The organism is Tellurirhabdus rosea (assembly GCF_026278345.1).
GTDB classification, from domain to species: Bacteria; Bacteroidota; Bacteroidia; order Cytophagales; family Spirosomataceae; genus Tellurirhabdus; species Tellurirhabdus rosea.
In genome coordinates this window covers 1,779,388-1,792,730 of sequence record NZ_CP111085.1, presented here as the reverse complement: position 1 = coordinate 1,792,730, position 13,343 = coordinate 1,779,388, and the positions used below count along the sequence as shown (strand labels likewise).

Below are 13,343 nucleotides of genomic sequence, written 5' to 3'. Positions count from 1 at the left end.
ACGATCTTACTGCCGCAGCGAGGCCGGGACGATCTTCTGCTTGTTGCGGTAACCCGTGTTGTCCAGATACCAGTCCTTGTTTTTTCCGCCCTTCGTCTTGGCCCACTCCACAAACTTCAGGTGCGCTCCGGTGATGGGTTCCGTTTCGATGGGATAATCGAAATCAACCGGCGTGCTCAGCACCCAGGGCATGTTGTTCACGTCGCGGTAATAGAGGCCGCTGCCCGGGTTCGAACGGTCTTCGAGGGTGCCAAAAAGCTGGGTGTTGGCTTTCTGCGTCGGAGTGGCATCCGGCATGTGGATTTCACGACCGCGCTCGCCGTTGACAATCAGGTACGGGTTGAACGGTGCCTCGCCGAGCGTTGCCTGCGAAATGCCCGAGTGGAACGTCACCGTTACGGTAAACTCCGTGCTGGTTGATTTCGGCTCGTTGGGGCGGGTGTTGTAGAACTGCCCGTTGCCCTGGCGAACCATCTTGTCGGCGGCGTTGTCGAAGACGATAATCTGCGCCTTGTTCATGCCTGCTTCCGTGCCGTTATGGGCCAGCGTGATATAGTTCTGCGTCAGGGTGGCACCCGTTACCCGCTTAATGGCCGAAGCCGGCACGGGCAGTTCGAAGCCGAAGCCGTTCTTGAACGATGCGCCGATGGCTTTTACCTTATAAGTCGTCTGGATGGAAACAACCTCGTTTTTGGCGTTCAGAACCTGCTTGATGTTGTAGTTCAGAACCAGATCGTTGAAGTCGTAGTCGCCTTTTTTCGGCCACATGTCTTCAAAAGCCAGCGTTGCCTGGGTGTTGAACGACGGGAAGTAGGTGTTGGCGGCGGCCTCCGGATCGGTCGGGTAGGCGTCGTCCTCGTCGTTCACGCCGTCCTGGTCCGTATCTACCGACTCGGCCAGTTCGGGCATGTTTTCTTCCCGGGCAGCTTTCGCCGGACGGGTCGTAATCTTGAAAACGGCGTCGTTGAAATCGCCGTCGCAGGTCGGATCGTCGCGGCGGCGGTCTTCAGCGGCCAGGATATAGGTGCTGGCTTTGGGACTGTTGAGCAGCACGAAATGGCGTTTCAGTTTCGGATCGGTTTCCCCGTTCAGGGCGCTGTGGCTGAAGTGCGTGTACTGGCCGTCGGTGACCGAACCGTTGCGGAAGGCGTCGGCAATGAGGAAGAAACCGATGCCGGTTCCGGCCGGGAAGTTACCGATGTTCACTTTATGACCTGCGACCAGCGCCCCGGCTCCCGCACCGTGGGTGCTGATGTTGGGGAAAATCAGTTGCAGTTCGGCAATATCCGCTTCCGTCTGGGGCGGGTTGGCCGGGTCAAAGATGTAGTAACCGAGCGAGTTGGCCCAGTCCGTATTGTGATGCAGGAAGTGCACGACGACGTCGCCGCGCTGCTTCAGGATGATCGTCGTCGGCGTGTTCTCGGCCAGGTAAGCGGAGTTGACTTTCTGACCCGTCGGCAGCGTTTTCTGCACGTCTTTCAGAAACGAGGTCGAAACGGGCTCCACGCCGGCTTCCAGGTAGTTGGGCAGGCCGCTGGCATCCCAGCCGCCTTTGGTCTTGATCTTGGAATTGTTTCCCGCAATCCGGGCCGAAGCGCTGGCCATCCGCAGACCGCTGTTTTGCGGAGCGCCGCCCAGCGTCGTGCTGACGGTCGTGCCCGAAAGGGTCAGGAGCCGCTTGCCCGGCAGACTGGGGAAGTTGGTGCGCACTTCAACCTGGCTGATGTGGCCCGCCACGGACTGGTTCAGCTGAAGAACGCCGCTGGCGTTGGTGATGCCCGAGAAGAGCAGTACGTTGTCCGGCATGGCGTAAACGTCCAGACGGATACCGGCCATTCCCTTGTTCTGGTTGTCCAGCGCCTGAATCCGGAAGGTCGTCTGCTGGGTCGTGGCGAATGAAAAGCCCGCCGGAATCAGGGAGGCGATGGCGTCGAGGTCGACGTTCGGTGTTACCTGCTCATCAATCTTGGGCTGACAAGCCGTAAAGACGAGACTTAAGGAAGCTGCCGCAATCAGGGCGGCGGGTTTTTTGAATGTACGCAAAGATCGCATTACTTGTACAAGTCTGATAAATTTGCCGATGGGCGAACTGGTTTAGAAACGACTTAGCGGAGCAGAGAAGTACTATTGTCTGGCAAAATAGTGTGGTGGCCGAGTTTCAATAACTCGCTAGGTATTATTAATGCTACTCTAAGAAGATTAAGCAGGAAATCTGTGAGTAGATTTACGTTGCAAAGGTAATTGTTTGCGTCTGATAAATGCAAGAAGACAAACAGCATTTTTTCGTTAAATACTCATCTGTTAATAAGAAGTTGTGTCTTGCAAATAAGGCTCCAACGGAAAGGCTTTTCGCCATTCAGACAAAAAGTAGCGACGGAAGCGAAGGAGAAAGCCCGCCGAGAAGCGGGCGGGCGAACGGGTCTCAACCGGCCGATTTGTATTTTAAACAGTTTCCGGGCCTGGGTGTACTGCCCGAATGGAACTTATTAGCCGTAGGCCGCTGCACCGGCCAATTCCTGCGTTAACCTGCCAGTCCTTTAAGCAAAAAAGCGCACCCCTTTTGAGAGAGGTGCGCTTTTCGGGCGAGTTGTCCGTTACTTCACTTCGACCGCCTGACCCGCCGAACGGGTGGGCTTGCCGCTTTGGAACGTGAGGTCGATCCGGCCGAGGTTGAGCCCCGCCCAGCCTACCTGGTTGATCAGGACCGGCTTGCCGTCCGGATTGTTGACGCTCACGGGAGCATCCAGAAAAGTATGCGTGTGGCCGCCGATAATCAGGTCAATGTTACGGGTGGCCGCCGCCAGCTTTTTGTCAGAAACCGTCTGGTCGCGGTACTCGAAGCCCAGGTGCGAGAGGCAGATCACGTAATCGCATTTCTTCTCCCCGCGCAGGCGGGCCGCCGTATCGTTGGCGATTTCGACCGGGTCCAGGTATTTCGTTTCTTTATAAAGACTCGCAGGAATCAGTCCTTCCGGCCTGATGCCCAGCCCGAACACGCCGACGCGCACCCCGTCTTTCGTGAAGATTTTGTACGCCTCCGTTTTGCCGTCCATCACGGTATTTTTGAAATCGTAATTAGCCACCAGAAACGGGAACTTCGCCTTGGCAAACTGGTCGCGCATGTTGTCGATGCCTCCGTCGAAGTCGTGGTTGCCGATGGCCCCGGCATCGTAGCCCATGCGGTTCATGGCCAGAATTTCGGGTTCGCCTTTGTAGACGTTAAAGTAGGGCGTTCCCTGAAAAACGTCGCCCGCGTCGAACAGCAGCACATTCTTCTGCTCCTGCCGGATGCGCTGGATCAGGGCCGCCCGCCGCGCCACGCCTCCGCGCCCGGCGTTGCGGCTGCCGTCCTGCGGAAAGGGGTCTAGGCGGCTGTGCACGTCGTTGGTGTGCAGGATGGTCAGGCTGCTGGATTTGGGGCCGGCCAGCGCTTCTGGGCTAATGCTTCCGACTACGGCCACGCCGCCCAGCAGCTTCAGAAACTGGCGTCTATTGGAAAGTAATGCGTCCATCGGAGGTTGTTTTAAGCGGCTGACCGGATTTGCCCAGCTGCCGGAAATAATCAATAAAAGCGTCGCGCAGGAGGTAATTCGGCTCTTCGCGTTTCCGCTGAATCTCGTTCATGAACGTCACGTCGCTGCCGCCGTTGGCAATGTAATCGCTCATCGCGACCAGGTACGTGTCCGTCGGGCTGAACGTACGGCCGTTCGTAAACGTCAGGCTTTCCACTTTTTTGTCGCGGACGGTCGCCCGGATGCCGCCGACGACCAGCGTCCCGTCGTGCGTGACAAAGTGGTTGAGGAAGCGCATCAGGCCCTCGCCGTTCATCGTCACCAGCGTCAGGGCGTTGTCGAAGGGCATCACTTCGTAAATGCTGCCGACGGTGATGTCTCCCAGCGGCAGGCTGTTGCGGATGCCGGTGTAGTTGAGGTGGCTCACGTCCACGGTCTGTCCGGTTTTCTGCCGCACCTGCGCAATCATGGCGTCGGTGAGCAGGTCGTTGAGCGGGCCGTTGGGCTGTCCCTTTTCAATCCGGGTGGTCGCGCGGACGAGCACTTCGGTCATCGTGCGGTCGAGCTGCTGTTTGTAAGGCTGCAGGAAGCGCACAAGGCTGCTGTCGACCGCCACACTCTGGTCAATCGGCAACCGCTGGGCCTGCTGGCCCGTCAGACTGTATTCCGTCCGGCATCCCGCTAGCAGGGCGGCGAGGAGAATAATGTTGGTGAATTTCATAGGGAAGATGGCACGCGGCTGACGCAGATTTTGCCGATAAAGCCGTTCAATGCGCGTGAGCCGCGTGCCATTTTACAAGTCATACTTTCTGATTCCAATCAAATATTTGTCCGTAGCGACGTGAAACCAGCCGTTCTGCTTTTTGAGCGTCATGGTTTTCCATTCGCGGGTCGGGAAGATCACGTGCTTGGGGTTGAAGCCGAAGCCGACTTTGACCGGCATGTTGAAGCCTTCTCCTTCACAATCCCAGCGGTATTTCAGTTCCAGTTCGGTTTCCTTTTCGGTCACGCGGTAATCCAGCACCGGCAGTTTGGCGTAGTTCAGGTACTGGTTGAAGATCGGTTTAAGGTCCATTTTCAGTTCCTTGCCGAGCAGATCCACCACTTCGTCCGAACTCACGACGGAACGCAGTTTCTTCTGATGCAGCTGCCGCAGGGCGCGGAACCAGAGGTCGTCGTTGTCCACCACGTGCCGCAGGGTATTCAGCACCCAGGCGCCTTTGTAGTAGATGTCGTTGTCCTTGAATTCGTAATTCACGCCCAGTGGCCCCAGCATCGGGTACTGGTTCTTGATGAATTTCTTCTGTCCGGTAATGTACTTCTGCGACTGCTCGTAGCCCTGCGTGGATTCTACGTACAGCGTTTCCATATACGTCGTAAACGACTCGTGAATCCACATTTCGGCATGGTCGGCGCAGGAGATGCTGTTGCCGAAATATTCGTGGCCGCTTTCGTGGATGATGATAAAGTCGAAGCCGAACGGGTTGTTTTTGTAATTGTTTCCGTAGGCAATGGCGCTCTGGTGTTCCATGCCCCAGTACGACGTTTCGACCAGCGCGTAGCCGTCGCGCCAGAACGGGTAGTGGCCGAAATGCCATTCGTAGCAGTCCAGCATGCCCTTTACCTGCTCAAAATGCGGCTTTGCCCGGGCCTGGTTGTATTTCAGGACGTAGTAATTGAGCTTCAGCGGCTTGTGGTCCCGGCTCTTGTAGGTGTCCGTAAAATAGACGTAATCCCCGAGGTTGAAGGTGACGTTGTACGAATTGATCGGGTAGCTCACGGCCCAGACGAATTCGGTCTGGCTGGTGCCGACCTCCCGTTTGCTGAGCATCCGCCCGTTCGAGACCGCCGTGAGACCGCGCGGGACCCGGAAGGTCATGCGCATCGAGTCCGGTTCGTCCGACAAATGGTCCTTGCAGGGCCACCAGGAACTGGCGCCCAGTCCTTCGCACGACACGCCGACCCAATCTTTGCCGGTGCTGTCTTTTTTCCAGGCAAAACCGCCGTCCCAGGGCGGTTTGACGGCTTCCCGGGGTTTGCCGCCATAATTGATTTTGACCTCCTGCACCTTGCCGACCGACTGCGGCCCGCCCATGCTGACCCAGATCACATTGCCTTCCCGCCGGAACTGCAGCGGCTTGCCGCCCTGCGTGATCGACTCCACGTTCAGGTTCTCGAACAGATCGATCTGCATCCGGGTAAACGGCGCTTTGACCTTGTACCGGATCGTGTTGGAACCGTTGATGGATTTGGTCGCCGGGTCTACACTCAGGTTCAGGTGGTAAAAAGTGACGTCGTAACCCGTCCGTTCGGGGCGGAGCGAGCCGCGCAGGGTGTCCTGACGGGTGTACGTTTCGGGTTGCGCCGGAGCCGGGGCCGTCTGGGCGGCGGTGTACAGGGAAGCAAAGAGGGCCGCCAGGGCCATCATCAATTGTTTCATGGGGAAAGCGTAAGCGTTACCAAAGGTACAAACTTATTGTCAGGCTGCCATAAATGCCCGGATTCACAAATCGGTAACGGCATGAACGCCTTCATAATCAGGCAGCTGGTGTTATCAATACCTTACCCGACCGACCCTTTCTCCCAAATTCTTTATTGAGCCTTTACGTTCCGGAAAAACTGACGTAACACACCCGCTCTACATTCGTGCCCTGAATCCAACTCCTCACATCTATGAACAAATCTACCTTGTCTTTCCGGCACTTCTGCCTGATGCTCTGGACGGGGGTGTCTTTGCTGCTGGCGGGCGCTGTCCGGGCGCAAAGCACCAACGCTTCCTTCATCGGCCAGGTCATGGACGCCCGAAACGAGCCGTTACCCGGAGCCACCGTGCAGATTCGGAACGAAGGCACCGGCTTCCGGACCGGAACGGCAACCGGGGCCGACGGGCGTTTTCAACTCCGGCAGCTGCCGCTGGGCGGCCCTTATACCGTCACGGTGACTATGGTGGGTTTCGGGACGCAGAAACGCGAGGGCTTTATGCTCAACCAGGGCGACCAGATTACGGTAAGATTCAGCCTCGCGGAAGCCGCCAATGATCTTCAGGAAGTATCGGTAAAGGCCAACCGCATCATCGACCAGGTGAATCGCTTCGGGGCCTCGACGGCCGTCACGGCGCTGCAAATCAAGAATCTGCCGCTCGAAAACCGGAATTTCAACAACCTCGTCAACCTCTCGCCGCTGCAGGGCAATGGGGCGCTGGGCGGGGCGCGGTCCGGCTCGACGAACATCACCATCGACGGCGGCAACGCCCGCTCGCCGCTCTGGGCCGGGGCTACCGGCGTAACGGGGTCGATGCCCTACGCCATGTCGCAGGAGGCCATTCGCGAGTTTGAAGTAGCTACCAACGAATACTCCGTCACGCAGGGGCGTCAGGCGGGCGGGGCCGTCAACGCCGTGACCAAGAACGGCACGAACGTCTGGTCGGGCTCGGCCTTTACCTTTGCGCAGAACGACAAACTGCAAAGCCCCAACGACATCCGCGGGGTTAAGCGCAGCGCCAACTTTGACCGCTACCAGTGGGGTTTCAGCCTCGGCGGGCCCATCATCCGGGACAAGCTGCACTTTTTTACGGCCTTCGACCGGCAGGATGAGCGCCGCCCGGCCTTCATCACGGACATTCAGAACGAAGGGGATGAACAGCGGCTCGGTATCCGCCGGGATACGCTGGCCAAAGCCATCGACATCGCCCGCCGCCTCTACGGCGTGAGCCAGAATCCGCAGGTCGGGCAGTTTGACAACAAAACGACCGCCAACACCCTTTTTGCCCGTTTCGACTGGACGGTAAACGACAGACACAAGGTGACGTTTCGCAACAACCTGACAAGCTGGGACAGTCCGATCAACTCGGGCGACAACAGCGACATTGTGCTGCGCGAAACGTACAATACCCAGAAAGCCCGCTCGTACACGGGGCTGGTGTCGCTGCGCTCGTCGTTTTCGCCCGCGTTCACCAACGAACTGAAGGTGCAGTACCAGTACGAGTACACCTCGCAGGAAACCAGCAGCGAACTGCCGGGTGTGAACATTCCGCGGGCCATCGTGACGGTCACCTCGCCTTTCCCGACCGCTTCCAACCCCAATGCCACCACGCAGCGGACGTTTCAGTTCGGCGGGCAGCGCTTCACGCCCGAATGGACCAAATACCACCAGTTTCACCTCATGAACACCTCGTACCTGACGCGGGGCAAAGTGGATTTCACGTTCGGGACGGATACCTACGTCACTTTCCTGAAAGACCTGTTTACCAGTGAGCTGAACGGCCGTTTCTTCTTCAACAGCCTGAGCGATCTGGCGGCGCAGCGGCCCTCGCGGTACGTGCGGGAGGTGTACCTCGGTCAGGGACAGCCGATTGTGCAGTACAACGTCATCGACTGGGCGTTTTTCGGACAGATGGAAACTGACCTGATGCCGAACCTGAACCTGATGGCGGGCCTGCGCTGGGACGGCACGAGCTTTCTGACCGCTCCGGCCGCCAACCCGCTGGCCGAACAGCGGCTGGGCATCAAAACCGCCCGCAAACCGACCGACTGGAACAACTTCCAGCCGCGCTTCCAGTTGACCTGGAACGTGGGCGGCCGGAACACGGATATCGTCAAAATCGGGGGTGGGGCCTTTACCGCCATGGCGATGTACTACAACCTGGCCAACAACATGCTGTTCGACGGTCAGCAGATCGCCTCGATCGACGTGCGTGGGGCTGCCGTACCGAAGCCGGATTTCGTTTCCTTCCGCCGCGACCCGTCAACGGCTCCGGGTGTCCCGCCGGGCACTTCGTACGTCTCGACCATCAACGCCACCGGCCCGAACTTCCAGGTGCCGATGACGTGGAAGCTCAACGTCAGCTACAACAAGATTTTGTGGAACGACCGCCTGCGCCTCGGCCTGAACGTGCTGATGAGCAACACGCACAACAACTACGCGTATCTGGAGCGCAACCTCGTCGAGCAGCCGTATTTCCGCCTGTCGAACGAGGCGAACCGGGGCGTCTTTGTCTCGGCGGACAAAATCGCCGCCAACGGCAGCAGCAACTGGCTGGATTCGCGGGCAGCCCCGGACCTCGGCCGCGTGCTGGAACTGAACTCGGTGGGCTACTCGCAACAGTGGGCCGTTATCGCCGACGCGACGCTGAAAATCGGTCAGGACGGCTACGTCAACGTGAGCTACACCCGCAACGATACGAAGGATAACTCAACCTACAACTGCTGCGTTGCCAACACCTCGACCTTTCTGCCGGTGGTAGACGACCCGCGGGCGCTGAACTTCGGCTATTCGGAAACGCAGTTTCGGCACAAGGTGGTGGCCAACGGCGCGACGCCGTCCTGGAAAGGCTTTACGCTGGGCGCAACGGTGACGGGCGTGGGCGGTACGCCGTTCTCGATCCACGCTTACAACGCGGGCTTCGGCGTCAACGGCGACTTCAACGACCGCAACGACCTGGCGTTCCTCTTCGACCCCGGCAGCCCGGAGACCGACCCGACGCTGGCGAAAGCCATCCAGGCCTGGCTAGATAACCCGCAGGTCGCCCAGCCGCTGAAGGACTATTATCTCGAAAATGTCGGGAAAGTGGCTCCGCGCAACGGCGGCGTCAACCCCTTCGCGGCGACCATCGACCTGCGCCTCATTAAGCGGTTCCGGACCTTCCGGGGCCAGAGCCTCGAACTGACGGCCGACCTGTTCAACGTCGCGAACCTGCTGAACGACGGCAACGGCAACGGCGGTAAGGTCTGGGGCCGCAACCGCAATCTGGGTGCCGAACAGCGGCTGTTCGCCATTTCCGGCTTCAACCAGACCACCCGCCGCTACAGCTACCGGGTGAACAGCAATACGGGCGTCAACCCCGTCGGAGGCACGCCCTGGCGCCTGCAACTCGGCCTGCGCTACGCCTTTTAAGGTATCCCCGGATTTCAGTCCGGGAGGACTATTTCCAAACTCCCGGACTGAAATCCAGGGATACTATGGGGTACAGGGTCCGGTCTAAAAGCCGGACTTTTTGTATATTTCGGCAAGCCAATCTTCAGAAACCCATGCCTCGTCCGACGGTTGACCAACTTCACCACTCCGGCCGCTTCTCGCTGCTCGAATCGTTTCACATTGATGAAATGACGCTTTTCATTTTCCGCGAACTGGGCATGAAACCGCCGCAGGCAGGGACAAAGGAACGGCCCCGGCTGACGGTGCGGTCGGTCATCGTGTTTCTGCTTATGGCGGGGGCAGGAGGTATCGTCGGCTATTTTCTGGGCCACTGGCTGAAAGGACCTACCAGTGGCGCGGCCGGCTTCTGGCAGCTTGTGGCCGTCCTTCCTCTGCTGCTCGTGCTGCTGGTCGTTCACGAAGGCATTCATGCCCTGGTGTTCCTGGGGCTTGGCGCGCGGGATGTCGGGTTTGGTTATTCCCGAAAAGGGCTGATGGTGTACGCTTACTCCCAGCGGTTTGTCATGGCGCTGCGGGAAAACGCGCTGGTGGCCGCCATGCCTTTTCTGGTAATTACGACTGGACTGGCCCTGGCGCTGGTCCTTTTACCCGAATACCGCATCCTTCTGGGGCTGACGCTGCTGCTCCACACCTTCGGCTGTCTGGGCGATTTCGCCCTCATCCGCCACTGGTGGAAGGCCCGCCGCCGGGCGATGTACACCTACGACGACCTGACCGAGAAACGGACGTATTTTTTTGAGGAAAAACCGGCCGCAGAAACGCCGCATGAACCAGCAAGCTGCGAGGCCACCAGCGCCGGTCGCTAAGCCGGTTTTCCTCATCAGATTCGGACTTCACCGCTGCGCGGTCGGTACGGGCTTCGTTTTCCAGTGATTCACCACAAACGGCACCCAGTCTTTAGTGCCCGCCGGAATCCGGACGTGGGGCTTGAAACCGACGTTGTCGATGGGTTCGGTATCGACCCAGCCCGAGCGCGTAACCGGAATCGACAGCGTAAAATCTGGGCAGTTCAGCCGGAAATCTTTCTGCTGTCCGTAATCCATCACGCCCATGCTGTTGGTGCCGAACAGCGTCGTTTTGCGGCTGTAGCGCGTCAGGTAAAGAAGGAATTCGGTGCTGGAGGCGCAGCCTTTATCCATCAGAATCGCCACTCGTTTAGGAGAAATCGAAATTTTGTCGAGCGTAAGCAGCGGAAAAGGCGAATACGGCACCAGACCGCCGGGGTTGGTTTTCAGGCGGTTGGCCAGCACGGTGTCGTACGTCTGGGCTTGCGCCATCATCTCCGCCGAGGCCCGGTAACTGTCCGTCGGGATGGGCATGGGCTGGTCGTACAGCAGTTCCATCATCGTAAACGACGGGGACGCATCGCCGCCGCCGTTGCCCCGGAGATCCAGAATCAGATTCGGCGTCCGGTTGATGAGGTCGGCATTGGCCTTGATGAGTCCATCCAGTTCGTCCACCTCCGACTGGTTGAAGGCGGAAAGCCGGAGGTAAACGAAATCGTCGTTCACGGGCCGGAGACGAACCGGCGCCCGCTCTTTCAGTTGCTGACGCTGAGCCGCCGTAAAGGCTTGCGGATATTCCCGTTTCCAGGAAAAACCTTTGAAAACCAGGCCGTTTTCGGTTAGTCTCAGCGGCAGCTGGTAACTACTGGCGTCATCGTTGAAAACGGTCACGTTATACACCACCTCCTCGTTGGTCTTCAACTCGGCCATGACGGTGCCGGGCTGCCAGTTCCGGTAGTTGCCGGACAGCCAGACAGCCACCAGGGTACCGGGCTTTTTCGGGTCTTTGGTAATCAGAAAGCGGTTGTTGCCATCGCCGGTAGTCCAGATGCCCTCGGCCAGATCAGCGCGGTAAGCCGGATTCTGCAGGTTTGCTTTTAACCGGGTTTCGGTGATCGGCAGGCGGCGCACTTGGCTGCGGTCCGCCCGTTGGGTGAAATACACCTTCACGTGGCGATCCCGGAAAAAGTTCTGGTAGGTCTGAAGCAGCGCGTTGCAGGCGGCGGGCTGTTTGGCCCGTGGTGCCTGACGGCGGAGGCTGTCCAGCAGGCGCTCGTACCGGGGGCGGGTCCGGTCGTTGACTTTGTCGAAATAACCGGCGTAGATGCGGGTGACTTTATCGACGGTCTGCTCCAGCACGTCCGGGCAGGAGCAGGCGGGTGTCTGGGCCGCCGCGGCGAACGGGAGCCAGGCCAGCAGGATAGCGGCGTGTTTTCTGATTTTCATAAGGGCGGAATAGTGCCCTAAAGAAAAGCAGAGGATGCGGCGATTCCAAAAACTCCCTCCAATCCCATAACGCTTCCTGGTAGCTTGACCAGATTCCGTTACCCAGAGGAAACAAAAAAGCTTCGCCGGAGCAGAAATCCCACCCCGGCGAAGCCAATTTTTAATTCTTAACTCTTAATTTTTAACTGAATTAGTACCGGTACATCTCCGACTTGAACGGACCCTGCGGCGTAACGCCGATGTAAGCGGCCTGTTCTTCGTCCAGGGAATCCAGCTTCGCGCCGACGTGGGCGAGGTGCAGGGCAGCCACTTTCTCGTCAAGGTGCTTCGGCAGGATGTATACTTTCTTCTCGTATTTCTCGGGGTTGTTCCACAGCTCAAGCTGGGCGAGCGTCTGGTTCGAGAACGAGCACGACATCACGAAAGACGGGTGACCCATCGCGCAGCCCAGGTTGACCAGACGGCCTTCGGCCAGGACGATAAGCTCCTTGCCGTCGATTTCGTACATGTCCACCTGCGGCTTGATCTGCGACTTCGTGTGGCCGTAGTTCTGGTTCAGCCACGCCATATCGATTTCGTTGTCGAAGTGACCAATGTTACACACGATGGCCTTGTCTTTCATCGCCCGGAAGTGACGCTCCTTCACGATGTTGACGTTACCCGTGGCCGTTACGAAAATGTTGGCGCGGGTAGCGGCCTCATCCATCGTCACGACTTCGTAGCCGTCCATCGCCGCCTGCAGGGCGCAGATCGGGTCGATTTCCGTTACCAGCACGCGGCAGCCAGCGCCCCGCAGAGATTCGGCCGAGCCTTTGCCTACGTCACCGTAACCCGCTACCACGGCCACTTTACCGGCCAGCATGAGGTCCGTAGCGCGGCGGATTGCGTCTACCAGCGACTCGCGGCAGCCGTATTTGTTATCGAATTTCGATTTCGTTACCGAGTCGTTGACGTTGATGGCAGGCAGGTGCAGCGTGCCGTTCTTCATCCGCTCGTAGAGGCGGTGTACGCCCGTCGTCGTTTCTTCCGACAGCCCTTTGATACCACCGATCAGTTCCGGATAGTTGTCGAACACCATGTTCGTCAGGTCACCGCCGTCGTCGAGGATCATGTTCAGCGGCTGCTGGGATTCGCCGAAGAACAAAGTCTGTTCGATACACCAGTTGAACTCTTCTTCCGTCATGCCTTTCCAGGCGTACACCTGAATACCGGCGGCGGCGATGGCCGCGGCGGCGTGGTCCTGCGTCGAGAAGATATTGCAGGACGACCAGGTTACTTCCGCACCCAGTTCCACCAGCGTTTCGATCAGCACGGCGGTCTGGATGGTCATGTGCAGACAGCCGGCGACGCGGGCACCCGCCAGCGGCTTCGACGGACCGAATTCCTGACGCAGCGCCATCAAACCCGGCATTTCGGCCTCTGCCAGCCGGATTTCCTTGCGGCCCCACTCGGCCAGTGAAATGTCCTTTACTTTGTAAGGTACGTACGTTGACGTTTGAGTCGACATAACTGTATTGATGATTATCGGATTACTTGTGAACTACTGCCTGATGATGAATCAATTATCGGGCCGTAGTCTTCCTAAAATGCAAAAGTAGGGATTGACCGGCAAAGTTCCTAAGCCCCCGGTTTTAACCGGGGGGCCAAACGGTTTTAACCGTGGGTC

General features: G+C 58.4%; 8 protein-coding genes. 2 read left to right on the top strand and 6 right to left on the bottom strand.

Translation table 11 applies throughout. The features are described from left to right. Positions 1 to 6: 6 nt before the first annotated feature. The 4 genes from ORG26_RS07490 to ORG26_RS07475 all read right to left on the bottom strand — a co-directional run bounded on the left by ORG26_RS07490 (position 7) and on the right by ORG26_RS07475 (position 5,952). A complete protein-coding gene (locus ORG26_RS07490) occupies positions 7 to 2,043 on the bottom strand; it encodes an LruC domain-containing protein (RefSeq protein WP_266368124.1) in 2,037 nt (678 codons plus the stop codon). Between the two features lie 551 nt (positions 2,044 to 2,594). Beyond that, the gene (locus ORG26_RS07485) at positions 2,595 to 3,512 is read right to left on the bottom strand and encodes a bifunctional metallophosphatase/5'-nucleotidase (protein WP_266368122.1); all 918 of its coding nucleotides are present in this window, start codon (positions 3,510 to 3,512) and stop codon (positions 2,595 to 2,597) included. Continuing rightward, on the bottom strand, positions 3,490 to 4,233 hold the full coding sequence (locus tag ORG26_RS07480) for a 5'-nucleotidase C-terminal domain-containing protein (protein ID WP_266368120.1): 744 nt from the start codon (positions 4,231 to 4,233) through the stop codon (positions 3,490 to 3,492). The genes ORG26_RS07485 and ORG26_RS07480 overlap by 23 nt, the downstream gene beginning before the upstream one ends. A gap of 72 nt (positions 4,234 to 4,305) precedes the next feature. Further along, positions 4,306 to 5,952 carry a M1 family metallopeptidase gene (locus ORG26_RS07475; protein WP_266368119.1) on the bottom strand — a complete coding sequence of 549 codons (1,647 nt, stop codon included), beginning with the start codon at positions 5,950 to 5,952 and terminating at the stop codon, positions 4,306 to 4,308. 233 nt (positions 5,953 to 6,185) lie between these two features. Between ORG26_RS07475 and ORG26_RS07470 the strand changes: the two genes are divergently transcribed. Next, positions 6,186 to 9,404, top strand: coding sequence for a TonB-dependent receptor (locus ORG26_RS07470; RefSeq protein ID WP_266368118.1), 3,219 nt, complete (start codon positions 6,186 to 6,188; stop codon positions 9,402 to 9,404). A gap of 134 nt (positions 9,405 to 9,538) precedes the next feature. Then, a complete protein-coding gene (locus ORG26_RS07465) occupies positions 9,539 to 10,252 on the top strand; it encodes a DUF3267 domain-containing protein (protein WP_266368116.1) in 714 nt (237 codons plus the stop codon). 27 nt (positions 10,253 to 10,279) lie between these two features. Here ORG26_RS07465 and ORG26_RS07460 read toward each other — a convergent pair whose 3' ends face one another. After that, positions 10,280 to 11,677 carry a S41 family peptidase gene (locus ORG26_RS07460; RefSeq protein ID WP_266368115.1) on the bottom strand — a complete coding sequence of 466 codons (1,398 nt, stop codon included), beginning with the start codon at positions 11,675 to 11,677 and terminating at the stop codon, positions 10,280 to 10,282. A gap of 190 nt (positions 11,678 to 11,867) precedes the next feature. Then, positions 11,868 to 13,184 (bottom strand): adenosylhomocysteinase, encoded by a 1,317-nt coding sequence (gene ahcY / locus ORG26_RS07455; RefSeq protein ID WP_266368113.1) that lies wholly within the window; start codon positions 13,182 to 13,184, stop codon positions 11,868 to 11,870. Between the last annotated feature and the right edge of the window lie 159 nt (positions 13,185 to 13,343).